Raw genomic sequence first — 14678 nt, forward strand, 5'->3', positions numbered from 1 at the left:
GAAGCACGACGCCCCCCGACCGGCGGACACCGAGCCGGTCGGGGGGCGTCGGCGTGTCCGGAGGGCGCCGCTGTACCCGGCGGAGGGGGCGACGTGACCCGGACGCCCTGTGACGTTCCCCGAACTGCCTTTCAGTGCGCCCGATTTGGCGCGACCTGACACCCTTTCAGGGGCATCATGGATATCACACTTACCCCCCGCCCCTTGGAACGCGATCACTTACCTGTAAAAATTGAGCAGTCATGACACATACGCGGGTGCGCGTTGGGGAGAACGCTCACACGTGTCAGGGGGAGGGGATCAAATGGCGCGCGTGCGCCTGAAGGGCACTGGGCGACACCGTGCTGCGAAGCCGGTCAAGGGAGGCCGTCAGGTCGTCGCGCTGGCCACCGTGCTGTCCGCGGCGGGCGTCCAGGCCGCCACGTCGGCCGGTACGGCGGAGGCCGTCGACAACCCGACCTGGACCGAGGGGCCGATCTTCAACGATCCGCTCGGCACCACCGACCAGCAGGCCGCGATCCGTACGCGGCTGATCGAGCTGACGAACTCCGCGCTGCCCGGCTCCACGATCAAGGTCGCGGTCTACCATGTGTGGGAGGCCGGCGTCGTCAACGCGCTCGTCGCCGCCAAGAACCGCGGTGTGGACGTCCAGGTGCTGCTCGACGAGTCCAGCATCAGCGACCGCCCGACCAACACCGCGTACGGCACGCTCGCTTCGGGCCTCGGCACGGACCGTACGCAGGGCTCGTACGTCGCGACCTGCCCGGAGAGCAAGTCGTGCCTGGGCGACCCGAAGTTCGGGCAGTCGATCATGCACAACAAGTTCTGGCTGTTCTCGGCGGTCCAGGGCGCCACGAACGTGGTCGTCGAGACCACCTCGAACTCCACGCCGTCCGCGCACACGCGTTTCTTCAACGACGCGCTGATGCTGCCGAACAACCCGACGATGTACGACGCGTACGCGGACTACTTCGACACGATGGTCGCGCAGGACTGGGAGTCCTGGAACTACCGCACGGTGAGCAACGGCCTCTACAAGGCGTACTTCTTCCCGCGGGCGGGCAACACCCGGGCCACCGACACGGTGTACTCGATCCTCAACAACGTCACCTGCACGTACAAGGACACCGCGGGCGTCACCCAGTCGACCAAGGTCCGGGTGGCGATCTTCAAGATCACGCGGTTGGCCATCGCGGAGAAGCTGGTCTCGCTGAAGAAGGCGGGCTGCTCCGTGAGCATCGTCTACGCGGAGTCCGACAGCGCCAAGAGCACCGGCGGCACCAAGGGTACCTGGGAGAAGATGCACACCACCGGTGGCCCGACCGTGCGGTGCTACAACGACGACCGGGACCCGCTGAACCCCGGCCAGAAGCTGGCGACGCCGTACATCATCCACTCCAAGTACATCCTCATCGACGGCATGTACGACGGCGTGAAGAACAAGGTCAGCTTCACCGGCTCCGGGAACTACACGGGTCCCGCGCTGCGCGAGAACGACGAGTCGATCGTGAAGGTCGACGACGACGCCGTGCACGACATGTACAAGGTCCACTTCGACCGCGTGACCAAGGTCGCCTACCCGGGCACCGCGGACGCCACGGACCTGTGCAAGGGCGTGAAGCCGCTGCCGGCGGACGGCGAGAAGCCGACGGTGTAGGCGACGTAGGACGTGCGACCGGGCCCGGAGCAGACCCGCTCCGGGCCCGTCGTTGTCCCCGGGCGTCCCTGGGCGTGGTCCGGCCTGGGGGGCGGTCCGGACCCGGTTTGACCCCCAGGTCGGGGCCCCGTAACCTTGACCCTCGGTGTGTTCACTGATGCACCGCATTCCCGTAAACCTCTTCCTCCCGGTGGCTCACACCCCGGGAGAGGCCGTCTGTCTTCATCGACGGCTGGACTGCGGGGATTCCGATTTCGAGCGAGAGAGAGATCCGCGTGTACGCCATCGTGCGCAGCGGTGGTCGCCAGCACAAGGTTGCTGTCGGCGACATCGTTGAGGTTGACAAGATTTCCACTGCCAAGGTTGGCGACACGGTCGAGCTCTCGACCCTGCTCGTTGTCGACGGCGACGCTGTGACCAGCGACCCGTGGGTGCTGGCCGGCATCAAGGTCCAGGCCGAGATCGTGGATCACCACAAGGGTGTGAAGATCGACATCCTTCGCTACAAGAACAAGACCGGCTACCGCCGTCGTCAGGGCCACCGCCAGCAGTACACGGCGATCAAGGTCACTGAGATCCCCGCGGCTGCGAAGTAAGGGACTGAGGAGAGATGGCACACAAGAAGGGCGCATCGTCCACCCGGAACGGTCGCGACTCCAATGCCCAGCGGCTCGGCGTGAAGCGCTTCGGCGGTCAGGTCGTCAACGCGGGTGAGATCCTGGTCCGCCAGCGTGGCACCCACTTCCACCCCGGCGTGAAGGTCGGCCGTGGCAAGGACGACACGCTGTTCGCGCTGGCCGCCGGTGCGGTCGAGTTCGGTACGCACCGTGGCCGCAAGGTCGTGAACATCGTTCCGGTCGCCTGACCGGTTCTTTCGCGAGGCGGACCTCACTTCCCGTACGGGAAGCGGGTCCGCCTTTCGCGTGTTTCAACAGAGTAGTGATCACCGGGCGGCGACGATCGGTGATCATCGATGAGAGATTTTCCGTACGTAACTGGAGGCACATTCCATGACCACCTTCGTGGACCGCGTCGAGCTGCATGTCGCCGCGGGTAGCGGAGGTCACGGCTGTGCCTCCGTTCACCGGGAGAAGTTCAAGCCGCTCGGCGGCCCGGACGGCGGCAACGGCGGCCGTGGCGGTGACGTGATCCTGGTCGTCGACCAGTCCGTCACCACGCTGCTCGACTACCACCACTCCCCGCACCGCAAGGCCACCAGCGGCCGGCCCGGCGAGGGCGGCAACCGGTCCGGCAAGGACGGCCAGGACCTGGTCCTGCCCGTGCCGGACGGCACGGTCATCCAGGACAAGGCCGGGAACGTACTCGCCGACCTGGTGGGCCAGGGCACGACGTACGTGGCCGCGGAGGGCGGCCGGGGCGGCCTCGGCAACGCCGCGCTGTCCTCGGCCCGCCGCAAGGCGCCCGGCTTCGCCCTGCTGGGCGTACCCGGCGGTATGCAGGACATCGTCCTCGAGCTGAAGACCGTCGCGGACGTGGCGCTGGTCGGCTACCCGAGCGCGGGCAAGTCCTCGCTGATCTCGGTCCTGTCGGCCGCGAAGCCGAAGATCGCCGACTACCCGTTCACCACGCTCGTCCCCAACCTCGGTGTCGTGACGGCCGGTTCGACCGTCTACACGATCGCCGACGTGCCGGGACTGATCCCGGGGGCCAGCCAGGGCAAGGGCCTGGGGCTGGAGTTCCTGCGGCACGTGGAGCGCTGTGAGGTGCTCGTCCACGTCCTCGACACGGCGACCCTCGAATCGGACCGTGACCCCGTCTCCGACCTCGACATGATCGAGGAGGAGCTGAAGCAGTACGGCGGCGGCCTCGACCGTCGGCCGCGCCTCGTCGTTCTGAACAAGATCGACGTGCCGGACGGCAGGGATCTGGCCGACATGGTCCGCCCCGACCTGGAGGCCCGCGGCTACCAGGTCTTCGCGATCTCGGCGGTGGCCCACACGGGCCTCAAGGAGCTCTCCTTCGCCCTCGCCGACCTGGTCTCCAAGGCCCGTGCGGCGAAGCCCAAGGAAGAGGCCACGCGGATCGTCATCCGTCCGAAGGCGGTCGACGACGCCGGCTTCACGGTGGTCCAGGAGGAGGACGGCCTCTACCGCGTCCGCGGCGAGAAGCCGGAGCGCTGGGTCCGCCAGACCGACTTCAGCAACGACGAGGCCGTCGGCTACCTCGCCGACCGTCTCGCCCGTCTCGGCGTCGAGGAAAAGCTGATGAAGGCGGGCGCCCGCTCGGGCGACGGCGTCGCCATCGGCCCCGAGGAGAACGCCGTCGTCTTCGACTGGGAGCCCACGGTCATGGCCGGCGCCGAGATGCTCGGGCGCCGTGGCGAGGACCACCGCCTCGAGGAGCCGCGGCCGGCTGCGCAGCGGCGGCGCGACAAGCAGGCGGAGCGGGACGAGGCGGACCAGGAGTTCGACGACTTCAACCCGTTCTGACCGGGCGCGGTGCCCTCCGGGCGGGTGGATGTGTTCACCGCCTGCCCGGAGGGGGCCTGGTGCGCAGTTCCCCGCGCCCCTGAGGGGTTGGGGGTGGGTGTGTTCGCCGCGGGCCGATGGCGGCTTGTCGCGCCGTTCCTCGCGCCCCTGAGGGGGAGGGCTGGGGTGGACGTGTTTCCCCGCGCCCCTGGCGGGGGCGACTCCCGGAATCCGAGTTCGGCCCCTCTTGAGGGGCGCGGGGAACCGCGCGACCAGCCCCCGCGCTCCCGCAGCCGAACTCGTAGCCGTACCCGTACGCGGACGAAAGCGGGGCCCGGAGAATCTCCGGGCCCCGCTTTCGTCCGCGTACGCGGCAGCGCTACGCGCTGACGGAATCCTCCGCCTCGTTCGGGTCCTGCGCGGCCTCCTCGGCCGCATCCTCCTTCGCCGACCGCGGCGAGGGGATCTCCGCGGCGAGCCGCGACTCCATCCGTACGCGCCGCGCGTCGGCCTTCGTGCACAGGTCGTCGATCGCCCCGTTGAAGCGGGCCAGCGACGGCGGGTCGGACGGGCCGAGCAGGTGCTCCTTCAGCGCGGCACGGGCCGCCACGAAGGTGTCCTTCTCGGGCCGGCGGACCGACTCCAGGAGCGCCGGCACACCCTCGGCACCGGGCGCGAGGACGACACCCGCGGACACCGTCGGGAAGCCCGTGCGGAACGCGGCCTCGGACATCCCCGAGGTGTTGGCCACCGCGTACGGCTTCTCGCTCGACAGCCAGTCGGAGACGACCGACGAGACATCGCTGATCAGCAGATCCGCCTCGTTGAAGCAGGCGAAGATGGCCGGTCGCGCGTCCGTGACGATCTGGTGCTCCCACTCCGGGAAGGACGCCCAGTACGCCTTCTCCCAGGCCAGCGTGGCCTCGGTGATGGCGGCCTCGCGGTCACCCCGGGGTGCGCCCTGGAGCAGCATCCGCTCCATCTCGTCGGCGCTCACCCGGAAGTCGGTGGAGGTCAGCTTGTCCAACTCGGCCGTCCGGCGCGCCAGTTCGGCGGCCGCACCGGCGTCGGGACGGGCGCCCGACCGCTTGGTGTTGGCCTCGCGGATCATCGCCATGATGCGCTCGTTCGCGGCGCCCGCGCGCGGCTCGACGGAACCGGTCATCGGGTGCGGCTTGTAGAGGAGCCGTACGCCGTCGTCGGCCAGCAGCCGCCGCACGATGTTCTCGCCGGCCAGCACCACCGAGGTGTTGCCGGGATTGCCGTCCCAGCCCTCCCACGTGGGGGCGTACAGAACGGTCGTGAACGTGCCCGTCGGCGCTCCCGAGTACGGGCGGATCGGCGCGAGCTGCGGGCGGCCGACCTCCACGATGTCCTTGTCCTCGACGCCGACCTCGGCCAGCGCGTACCGCTCGCGGGCCGCGGGACCGGCCACCCACACCTCGTCGTACGCCTTCGCGTAGGGGTTGCAGGAGGAGAGCTTGTCGCTCTCGCCGTGGTTGATGAAGGCGTGCTTGACCGTGGGGATGCGCAGGACCTGCGAGGTCTTCGCGGCGTTGGCCGGGTGCAGCATCATCTTCAGCGTCGAGTTCTCCAGCGAGAACATCGTCGAGACCTTCGGGAAGCAGATGACCGGCACGTCGGTGGCGTCGATCTTCTGCACCATGAACCGCTCACGCAGCACGATCAGCGGCTTGGCGTCGACCGAGGAGAGCGTGGAGAGCCACATGTTCGCCTGGTACGCGGAGGTCGTACCGCCGGAGAAGTACATGGCCACGGTCGGCCGGTAGTCGGCCAGCCACTTGTCCAGCCACTCCATGACCTTCTGCTCGCTCCTGGCGCGCTTCTTCGGCAGCAGCCAGGTGGCGAGGTAGACCGTGCCGCCGCCGATCAGGGCGAGGGAGACACCGAGGCCGATGCCGCCCCAGTAGGCGTCCGTGGTGGCCGCGGTGACCATCAGCCCGGCCGTGGCCGGGACGGAGAAGGTGAGCAGGCGGTGGCCCGGGCGGCGGGCCAGGACACGGGGCGGCGCCGCGGTCAGGCGCAGCGCGGACGCGTCGATGTTGCGGGTGACGATCGGCAGCGTACGGGTGCGGCGCACCATGATCGCGATGGCCTGGCAGGCGAAGTGCAGGGCGTAGAAGACGCACAGGGCGATCAGCAGCGGTGCCTGCTCGCGCATCGGGTTGATGCCGTCGATCCGCAGGAGTCCCACCAGGATCAGCATGTCGCGGAGCAACTGCCGGACCGTTACGTCGAAGCGGACCTTGCCGAGCAGTGAGAGCAGTCCGGGATCCCGGTACTGCAGGAACACGTCGAGGGCTAGGCCCGCAGCGCTCGCGGCGATGAACACCGGGACGTTCGGCAGCAGAGCGGAGACGATCTGAGCCGTGAAGAGCGCGAACATCGAGAACAGCGCGAACAGCTGCACGATGCGGCGGGGGGCGAGTCCGGCGGAGGGCACGGAATGGGCTCCTGCGAGGGGGGGCGGCGGATGGGGGGGAAGCGTGGAGGTCGGGCCTCGCCGTACCTCCCTGGAGCTCGTACGGGAGAGGCCGATCCCTGACCGTATGACCTCTGCGGGCCGCCTAGCAATCTTGCGTGAGGACTATCACCGGATATCGGTTTAAAACGACGGGAAGCTGTGAGGTGCCTCTCCCGCCTGCCGTGAGCCGCGCCCCGGCGTCCGCCACTCGAAACGCGGGGGCGGCCGCCACCCACCGTCACGTAGATTGCACGGACCGGGCTGGTCGGGAGCATTGGGGTACAGCGTGTCAGCGGCAAGGCAGGCGGCAGCGGGGCAGGACGAGGGGGCGGCCCGAAGGGTTCCGGCCGAAGGCGGTGGCGGCGGACGGGCCGGTGTGGCGGAGGCCCGCAGGGTCGTCGTCAAGGTGGGCTCCTCGTCACTGACCACCGCGTCCGGGGGCCTCGACGCCGACCGCGTGGACGCCCTCGTCGACGTGCTCGCCACGAGCCGCAGCGGCGGGGAGAGGGAGATCGTCCTCGTCTCGTCCGGCGCCATCGCCGCGGGCCTCGCTCCGCTGGGCCTGCGCCGCCGCCCCAAGGACCTGGCCCGCCAGCAGGCCGCCGCCAGCGTCGGACAGGGCCTCCTGGTCGCCCGCTACACCGCCTCCTGCGCCCGCTACGGCGTCCGGGTCGGCCAGGTGCTGCTCACCTCCGACGACATGAGCCGCCGCGCCCACCACCGCAACGCCTCCCGCACCCTCGACAAGCTCCTCGCGATGGGCGCGCTGCCGGTCGTCAACGAGAACGACACCGTGGCCACGGACGAGATCCGCTTCGGCGACAACGACCGCCTCGCCGCGCTCGTCGCCCATCTCGTACGCGCCGACCTGCTGGTCCTCCTCTCCGACGTGGACGGCGTCTACGACGGCGACCCCAGCAGGTCCGGCACCTCGCGGATAGCGGAAGTACGCACTCCGGCGGACCTCGCGCACGTCGACATCGGCAGCGCGGGCAAGGCGGGCGTCGGCACCGGCGGCATGGTCACCAAGGTGGAGGCGGCCCGGATCGCGGCCGCGGCCGGCATCCCCGTGGTGCTGACGAGCGCGGTCCACGCGGCGGACGCCCTCGCGGGGCGGGACACCGGCACGTACTTCCACGCCACCGGCCGCCGCTCCGCCGACCGCCTGCTGTGGCTCCAGCACGCGTCGACCCCGCAGGGCGCCCTCACCCTCGACGACGGGGCGGTGCGCGCGGTCGTCGAGCGGCGTACGTCCCTGCTGCCCGCGGGCATCGCGGCGGTCGAGGGCGACTTCAGCGCGGGCGACCCCGTGGAGCTGCGCGACAGCGCCGGACGGGCGGTCGCCCGGGGGCTCGTCAACTTCGACGCCAAGGAGATCCCGCAGCTGATCGGGCGCTCCACGCACGAGCTGGCCCGCGAGCTGGGGCCCGCGTACGAGCGCGAGGTCGTGCACCGGGACGATCTGGTGCTGCTGAGCCCGTGAACGGCCGGAGGGCGGCCTCCGGCCAGGAGCGCCCGCTGCGGTGCCCGCCGGGAGCGGCCTGTCCGGTCAGCGGCCGCGTCCGTGGACCGGGCTCCCGGCCGAAAACAGTGGGGAACGCCCGACAAAGCCCCTGCCCGGAGGTGGACCTTCGGTAAAAGCGCCACGCGGAGCCTTCCCACCTGCTCAACTTTGACTCAGGGAGACCCCCTGAGTCCGAGCGGACCCATTGCGTAAAGGAGGCCGTCGTGAGACGAGTGCGCCCTGGGGCGGCGGCGTCCCGAGGTGTTGCCGGCTCCCGCGCGGCCGGCGAGGAGCGGACGCTCACCAGCGTCGCCGCCGGTGACACGTACGAGGTCGAGGAGCCGCGGGACCTGCCGCGGCTGTGGCACGTCACGCTGAGCGTCTCGGGCGGCGAGGCCCCGCTCAAAGAGGTCAGGCGGGGCCTGGAGCAGCTCGCGCACGACCACCCCTTTCTGCTGACCAGCCGGTATGCCAACGACCATGCGGAGATCCGCTACTGGGAGGAGGCCCGCGACCTGCACGACGCGGCCGCGGTCGCGCTGCGGCTGTGGGGCGAGCACCGCCAGACCGCGAAGCTGCCGCCGTGGGAGATCGTCGGCCTGGAGGTCATCGACCGCGAGACCTACCACCAGCGGATCGCGGAGGGGTACGGGCCGCTGCCGGCCACCCCTGTGGGCGTACACCCGTTCTAGCCCTGGCGTCCCTCGGGGCACACGCTTTCTACGGCCATTTCAGGACCTGTCTCGCGGTGTGGGACAACGGCTGAACACCTCTCGCGGGCGCACTACCCTGCGGTATATGACCACGCTCTCGCCGTACGACTCGATGTCTCCGGTCACCCAGGCCGCCTACCGTGCCAAGGCGGCCGCCGCCGACCTCGCTCCGCTGCCGCGGGCCGACAAGGACGACGCGCTGCTCGCGATCGCGGACGCGCTGGAGGTCCGTACGAGCGACATCGTCGAGGCCAACGCCAGGGACATCGAGCGTGCCCGCGAGGCCGGCACCAGCGAGTCCGTCATCGACCGGCTCACGCTCACTCCCGAGCGGATCCGCGCGATCGCCTCCGACGTGCGTGACGTGGTGGCACTGCCCGACCCGGTCGGCGAGGTCGTCCGCGGCTCGACCCTTCCGAACGGCATCGACCTGCGTCAGGTCCGGGTCCCCCTCGGCGTCGTCGGCATCATCTACGAGGCCCGCCCGAACGTCACCGTCGACGCCGCCGCCCTGTGCCTGAAGTCCGGCAACGCGGTGCTGCTGCGCGGCTCCTCCTCCGCCTTCGAGTCCAACACCGCCCTCGTCCGCGTCCTGCGCGACGCCGTCGGCGGCTCGGGCCTGCCCGCCGACGCCATCCAGCTCGTGCCGGGCGAAAGCCGCGAGTCCGTCCGGGAGCTGATGCGTGCCCGGGGGCTCGTCGACGTGCTCATCCCGCGCGGCGGCGCCTCGCTGATCCGCACGGTCGTCCAGGAGTCCGTCGTCCCGGTCATCGAGACCGGCACCGGGAACTGCCACGTGTACGTCGACGCGCAGGCCGACCTCGACATGGCCATCGACATCCTGATCAACTCCAAGGCACAGCGTGTGAGCGTGTGCAACGCCGCGGAGACCCTCCTGGTGCACCAGGACATCGCCGCCGAGTTCCTGCCGCGGGCCCTCAACGCCCTCGCGGAGGCCGGAGTCACCGTGCACGCCGACGAGCGTGTCCTCGCCTACGCCAAGGACTCCGAGGCCACCGTCGTCGAGGCGACGACCGAGGACTGGGAGACCGAGTACCTCTCGTACGACATCGCGGCGGCCGTCGTCGACTCCCTGGACCGGGCCGTCGAGCACATCCGGCTGTGGACCTCCGGGCACACCGAGGCGATCGTCACCACCTCGCAGCAGGCGGCCCGCCGTTTCACCCAGTTGGTGGACTCCACGACGGTCGCCGTGAACGCGTCCACGCGTTTCACCGACGGCGGTCAGTTCGGCTTCGGTGCCGAGATCGGCATCTCCACGCAGAAGCTGCACGCGCGGGGACCGATGGGGCTGCCCGAGCTGACGAGCACCAAGTACATCGTCACGGGCGACGGGCACATCCGGCGCTGACCGCCCCTGCCCCCGGCGCGTCAGGGGAGCCCCTCCGTCACGCCAGGGGGCGTGCGGCAGAACTCACCCAGAAATCTCCCCACGCGGTGTTTGGCGGAGCCCCTCGGAAAGCGTCTCGCCAGGCGGATGAATTTCCATACCGTCTGCCCAAAATGACCACCCCGGTCTACTCTGGATCCGTGCCGGAGGACGTGGGGGGCACGCCGTTCCCTGACGGCTGGGAGCCCGACGACGACCGCGACCGCGGGGGTGCGGACGAAGAGTTCGCCTCCGTGGTCTTCGACGAGGCCTTCGTACGGGCGGCGAGAGTGCATGAGCCGACCGCCGTCGAGCGCCTCCTGGCCGCCGCGCAGGCGAGAGCGGAGGCCTCCGAGGCCGAGGCCCGCCGGGCGCGCACCCGCGGCCCACGAGGGGACGACGACCTCTACGAGGACGGGTTCGGTCCCGACGGACGGGGCGATTTCGGCCATGAGCCGGAGCTGGACGATCCGGACGGCAGAGACGTCCTTTACGGCGATGCGGGCACGTACGGCAGGCCGACCCGCTGGCACCGGCCCGTCGCCTGGATGCTCGCCCTCGTGATGGGCATCGGCATGGTCGCGCTGGCCTTCGCCGCGGTCTACCGGGGCGCCTCCTCGAGCAGCCGGGACCAGGTCCCGCCGCCCGCCTCCACCGGCCTCGAACTGGATGCCGGGGTGGGCCCCTCGGCCTCCGCCGACTACTCCCAGCCGGCTGTCTCGGCGGTGCCCCGCACTCCGTGAGGAGCCACGGGAGATCAGGGCCGGAACAGGTTTGAAACGCCGCTGCCGCAGCCTGCGGGGCCGCTCCGGGAGCCTGTGGCGAACCTGGTGAGAACCTGTCAGAACTTGTCGTGTACCAGGGCGTTTACCTGAGGTCCAGGAGACCTACTCTGAAAGTATGGGAGGGCCTGGAGACCCACCTGAGGGGACGCCCGAGGGTGTCCCCGGCGGTGGCGAGGAGGAGTACCGATCCGTCGTCTTCGACGAATCGTTCGTCCGCGCTGCCCGCCTCCAGGAGTTCTCCGCGCAGGAGCGGATCGGCGACCACACCCCGGCCGTCCGCCGCCGCCCCCCGATGCGCCGCGGTCTGTCCCGGCAGGCGCTGATCCTCGTCGTCCTGATCGCCGTCGCGTTCGGTACGGCGATCTACATGGGCGTACGTCATCCGTACCAGACCCCCGTCGCGCAACACCCCGAGCCGCTGCGGATGACCGTGATCCCGCTCGCGCCGCAGAGCCGCGTGCCCGGCTCGGCCGACGTGGCCGCCCTGTACGCGCACAGCCCGGCCGACCAGTTCCGCATCGGCGCCGAGGGCATCACGCTGCCCGCCTCCCGGCGCACCGCGCACTTCTCCGACAGCCAGGTCGTCACCGCGCTGACCACGGCGAAGGACTACCTCGTGGAGTCCTCGCTCGACCCGGACGTGCTCACCGGCGGCATCAGCCGGTCCGTACGGATACTGCTCGACCCCCAGCAGCTCGACCAGTTCGACCAGAGTTTCCGGAGCCCCACCGCGGACGGGCGGCACGCGCCCACCGGCTGGCTGGTCCGCTTCGACCCGGCACGCACCGAGCTGGCCGACTCCAAGATCCGGGTGCAGGGCACACTGACCGCCGCCGAGACGGACTCCGACACCCTGGAGGTCAGCGCCGACCACACCTTCGTCTACGCGCTGCGGCCGGCCGGCTCGGACGAGAAGGCCGAGGCCTCGCTGTTCACCGTGCGGCGCGAACTGCACTTCCGGTTCGACCGCGACGATCTGCGCATGCACCAGGCCGAGCTGGTCGTGTCGTACGTCCAGGCCGGGCCGCTGACCTGTGCGGAGGACGCGAGCAACCACCTGCGTCCGCTCCTCGCGGGCGAGACGGCCAAGGCGGGCGGCCCGGCCGGCACCGACCCGTTCGCCACGGGCAGTGCCACGGCGCTGTGCGGGTCGCTGGCGGCCAGTGCCCAGCCCAAGATCTAGCCGCGGTCGATCAGGCGCTTCCGTTGGGGCTGCCGCCGTCCGGGCGGTCGGTGGGCGGCTGGTCCGTGGGGGAGCTGTCGGAGCCGCCGCCCGCGCTGCCGCTCGCGAAGCCGCCGAAGCCGCGTCGCACCCGGCCGCCGAGGTCGCCCGCTCCGCCCGCGATGTCGCTGACCAGCTTCATCAGCGGGTCCTTGCTGTTCTTCATGTCGGTGGCGTAGCTGGCCGCCGACTGGCGGAACGAGTCCGTGACCGACGTGCCCCCGTCCTCGTCGCGGCGAGGGTAGTGACCGTCCATGATCCGCTGGTGGTCGCGGGACTCCGCCCACTTCTTCAGCTCGGCCGCCCGGACCGTCGTGAAGGGGTGGGAGCGGGGCATCACGTTCAGGATCTTGAGCACGGAGTCGCGGAGGTCGCCGCCGGCCTCGTACTCCTCGGCCTGCGCGAGGAACGCGTCCACGTTCATCTCGTGCAGGTGGTTGCCGCCCGCGATCTTCATCAGGCCGCGCATCGAGGCCTTCAGGTCCTGGCCGACCAGGAGGCCGGCCCGGTCCGCGGACAGCTCGGACTTGCGGAACCACTCGCGCAGGGCGGTCACGATCGCCATGATCGCGAGGTTGCCGAGGGGGATCCACGCCACCCGCAGGGCGAGGCTGGTGAGGAAGAGGAGGATGGTGCGGTAGACGGAGTGGCCGGACAGCGCGTGCCCCACCTCGTGGCCGACGACCGCCCGCATCTCCTCCTCGTCGAGCAGCTCCACGAGGCCGGTGGTCACGACGATGATCGGCTCGTCCAGGCCGATGCACATCGCGTTCGGCTGCGGGTCCTGGTTGACGTACATCGGCGGGACCTTCTCCAGGTCCAGGATGTAACAGGCGTCGCGCAGCATCACGTTCAGGTGCGCGAACTGGGCGTCGGAGACCCGCACCGAGTCCGACAGGAACAGCAGCCTCAGGCTCCGCTCCGGGAGCAGGCCGCTGAGCGCCTTGAAGACCGTGTCGAAGCCGGTGAGCTTGCGCAGGGCGACCAGGGCCGAGCGGTCCGCGGGGTGCTCGTACGCACGGGAGGAGATCCCCTCGAAGCGCCTGCGCTGCCTGCTCGGTACGTTCTCGTGGCTTTCTTCTGGCATGTGGTCCCCCATGCGTTTGATTGCCTTCTGTGCCCCCGAGGCGGGGCCCAGCCTAGGCGGAGATACCGTGGACGGGCAGTACAGCGAAGGAGTCGTACGTCATGGAGCATCTCCCCGAGTCCTGGCTCACCGAGGCCGCGGGCGCCGCCCAGCAGCAAGGGGCGGGCAACCTCCTCCGCGTCGTGCTGATCGTGATGGTCGTCGGCTGTGTGCTGGTTGCCTGGTTCCTGCTGCGCGGCTACAAACGGGACGACTGAGACGGGGCGGAAGGTTCCCGACCGCCCGTCCTGCACTGCCGACTCCTCAGACCGCCGGAAGGTCCCGGATGGTTGAGAGCGGTGCGCAGTTCTCCCCGCTGACGCCGACGGGCCGCAGACGCCGGACGATTCCAACGGTGGAGTCGAAGTGTTGGGGGAGACGGCCCCCGCATACGATGTGCGGAAGTCTTTATCCCGCCCTCCCCCACTCTCGACCCCGTTCGAGCGGGGGGACCACCATCGGATAGGTCCTGCCGAAGATGAGCTTCCACAGCACCGCTGCCCAGTTGGTCACACTTGCCGCCGAGGGCGAGAAGCACGGCGGCAACCACGAGAGCCTCAGCCCCCTCCTGATCGGCGGCGGAGCCTTCTTCGCCCTCATGCTGCTGCTGTGGATCACCACCCGCTTCAACCGGGACCGCTGACGCCCGCGCGACCGAGCCCGCCGTCCGGGCCGGTAGGGTCTGCACGCATGGGAGAGCAGGACATGCCTACCGGTCCGCCGGGCGTCACGGCGCCCGGCGTACGGCGTGGCACGGGAAACGGCCCGTCGAGCCCGGGCAAGCGCCGCCTCGGCGTCATGGGCGGAACGTTCGACCCGATCCACCACGGACACCTCGTCGCCGCCAGCGAGGTCGCCGCCCAGTTCCACCTCGACGAGGTGGTGTTCGTGCCGACCGGCCAGCCGTGGCAGAAGAGCGACCGCAAGGTCACCCCGGCCGAGGACCGCTATCTGATGACGGTCATCTCGACCGCCGAGAACCCGCAGTTCTCCGTGAGCCGCATCGACATCGACCGCGGTGGTCCGACCTACACCACGGACACGCTGCGCGACCTGCGCGTGCTCAACCCCGACACGGACCTCTTCTTCATCACCGGCGCCGACGCGCTCGGCCAGATCCTCACCTGGCGCGACGCCGAGGAACTGTTCTCCCTCGCGCACTTCATCGGGGTCACGCGGCCCGGTCACGTACTGACCGACCCCGGTCTGCCGGAGGGCGGTGTCTCGCTGGTCGAGGTTCCCGCACTCGCCATCTCGTCCACGGACTGCCGGGCCAGGGTCGCCAAGGGCGACCCGGTCTGGTATCTGGTGCCGGACGGTGTGGTGCGCTACATCGACAAGCGAGACCTGTACCGCGGCGAGTGAGC

14 protein-coding genes are annotated in these 14678 nt (G+C 70.2%); 12 read left to right on the forward strand and 2 right to left on the reverse strand.

The features are described 5' to 3' along the window. Positions 1 to 304: 304 nt before the first annotated feature. From O1Q96_RS08020 to obgE, 4 genes are all read left to right on the forward strand, one after another. Entirely contained in the window at positions 305 to 1657 is a 1353-nt protein-coding gene (locus O1Q96_RS08020) for a phospholipase D-like domain-containing protein (RefSeq protein ID WP_269247493.1), read from the forward strand. 275 nt (positions 1658 to 1932) lie between these two features. Next, entirely contained in the window at positions 1933 to 2253 is a 321-nt protein-coding gene (gene rplU / locus O1Q96_RS08025) for a 50S ribosomal protein L21 (protein ID WP_006374708.1), read from the forward strand. Between the two features lie 14 nt (positions 2254 to 2267). Further along, a complete protein-coding gene (gene rpmA, locus O1Q96_RS08030; protein WP_189775945.1) occupies positions 2268 to 2522 on the forward strand; it encodes a 50S ribosomal protein L27 in 255 nt (84 codons plus the stop codon). Positions 2523 to 2667: 145 nt separating this feature from the next. Then, positions 2668 to 4107: a GTPase ObgE gene (gene obgE, locus O1Q96_RS08035; protein WP_269247494.1), complete on the forward strand. Its 1440-nt coding sequence runs from the start codon at positions 2668 to 2670 to the stop codon at positions 4105 to 4107. Positions 4108 to 4465: 358 nt separating this feature from the next. On the opposite strand, the gene O1Q96_RS08040 is transcribed toward obgE, so the two are convergent. Then, positions 4466 to 6550, reverse strand: coding sequence for a hypothetical protein (locus tag O1Q96_RS08040; RefSeq protein WP_269247495.1), 2085 nt, complete (start codon positions 6548 to 6550; stop codon positions 4466 to 4468). 397 nt (positions 6551 to 6947) lie between these two features. On the opposite strand from O1Q96_RS08040, the gene proB reads away from it, so the two are divergent. The 5 genes from proB to O1Q96_RS08065 all read left to right on the forward strand — a co-directional run bounded on the left by proB (position 6948) and on the right by O1Q96_RS08065 (position 12146). After that, positions 6948 to 8054, forward strand: a complete 1107-nt coding sequence (gene proB / locus O1Q96_RS08045; protein WP_269253526.1) for a glutamate 5-kinase — start codon at positions 6948 to 6950, stop codon at positions 8052 to 8054. 254 nt (positions 8055 to 8308) lie between these two features. Continuing rightward, positions 8309 to 8767: a hypothetical protein gene (locus tag O1Q96_RS08050; protein WP_269253527.1), complete on the forward strand. Its 459-nt coding sequence runs from the start codon at positions 8309 to 8311 to the stop codon at positions 8765 to 8767. A gap of 106 nt (positions 8768 to 8873) precedes the next feature. After that, positions 8874 to 10160, forward strand: coding sequence for a glutamate-5-semialdehyde dehydrogenase (locus tag O1Q96_RS08055; RefSeq protein WP_269247496.1), 1287 nt, complete (start codon positions 8874 to 8876; stop codon positions 10158 to 10160). A gap of 179 nt (positions 10161 to 10339) precedes the next feature. Then, positions 10340 to 10921: an SCO2584 family spore wall biosynthesis protein gene (locus O1Q96_RS08060; RefSeq protein WP_483409976.1), complete on the forward strand. Its 582-nt coding sequence runs from the start codon at positions 10340 to 10342 to the stop codon at positions 10919 to 10921. Positions 10922 to 11078: 157 nt separating this feature from the next. After that, positions 11079 to 12146, forward strand: a complete 1068-nt coding sequence (locus O1Q96_RS08065) for an SCO2583 family membrane protein (protein WP_269247498.1) — start codon at positions 11079 to 11081, stop codon at positions 12144 to 12146. A gap of 10 nt (positions 12147 to 12156) precedes the next feature. Here O1Q96_RS08065 and O1Q96_RS08070 read toward each other — a convergent pair whose 3' ends face one another. Next, positions 12157 to 13272, reverse strand: coding sequence for a M48 family metallopeptidase (locus O1Q96_RS08070; RefSeq protein WP_419586515.1), 1116 nt, complete (start codon positions 13270 to 13272; stop codon positions 12157 to 12159). A gap of 101 nt (positions 13273 to 13373) precedes the next feature. Between O1Q96_RS08070 and O1Q96_RS08075 the strand changes: the two genes are divergently transcribed. The 3 genes from O1Q96_RS08075 to nadD all read left to right on the forward strand — a co-directional run bounded on the left by O1Q96_RS08075 (position 13374) and on the right by nadD (position 14676). Beyond that, the gene (locus O1Q96_RS08075; RefSeq protein WP_269247500.1) at positions 13374 to 13529 is read left to right on the forward strand and encodes a hypothetical protein; all 156 of its coding nucleotides are present in this window, start codon (positions 13374 to 13376) and stop codon (positions 13527 to 13529) included. A gap of 260 nt (positions 13530 to 13789) precedes the next feature. Beyond that, positions 13790 to 13954, forward strand: coding sequence for a hypothetical protein (locus O1Q96_RS08080; RefSeq protein WP_217458333.1), 165 nt, complete (start codon positions 13790 to 13792; stop codon positions 13952 to 13954). Between the two features lie 47 nt (positions 13955 to 14001). Beyond that, complete coding sequence (gene nadD, locus O1Q96_RS08085) at positions 14002 to 14676, forward strand: nicotinate-nucleotide adenylyltransferase (protein WP_269247501.1); 675 nt, start codon at positions 14002 to 14004, stop codon at positions 14674 to 14676. The last annotated feature ends 2 nt before the right edge of the window (positions 14677 to 14678 follow it).

This window comes from Streptomyces aurantiacus (assembly GCF_027107535.1).
Taxonomy (GTDB): Bacteria; Actinomycetota; Actinomycetes; order Streptomycetales; family Streptomycetaceae; genus Streptomyces.

Coding starts and splice junctions, on each gene's coding strand:
- O1Q96_RS08055 (WP_269247496.1), top strand. CDS start 8,874: ATGACCACGCTCTCGCCGTACGACTCGATGTCTCCGGTCACCCAGGCC.
- O1Q96_RS08070 (WP_419586515.1), bottom strand. CDS start 13,272: ATGCCAGAAGAAAGCCACGAGAACGTACCGAGCAGGCAGCGCAGGCGC.
- obgE (WP_269247494.1), top strand. CDS start 2,668: ATGACCACCTTCGTGGACCGCGTCGAGCTGCATGTCGCCGCGGGTAGC.
- O1Q96_RS08065 (WP_269247498.1), top strand. CDS start 11,079: ATGGGAGGGCCTGGAGACCCACCTGAGGGGACGCCCGAGGGTGTCCCC.
- O1Q96_RS08020 (WP_269247493.1), top strand. CDS start 305: ATGGCGCGCGTGCGCCTGAAGGGCACTGGGCGACACCGTGCTGCGAAG.
- O1Q96_RS08075 (WP_269247500.1), top strand. CDS start 13,374: ATGGAGCATCTCCCCGAGTCCTGGCTCACCGAGGCCGCGGGCGCCGCC.
- rpmA (WP_189775945.1), top strand. CDS start 2,268: ATGGCACACAAGAAGGGCGCATCGTCCACCCGGAACGGTCGCGACTCC.
- nadD (WP_269247501.1), top strand. CDS start 14,002: ATGGGAGAGCAGGACATGCCTACCGGTCCGCCGGGCGTCACGGCGCCC.
- O1Q96_RS08080 (WP_217458333.1), top strand. CDS start 13,790: ATGAGCTTCCACAGCACCGCTGCCCAGTTGGTCACACTTGCCGCCGAG.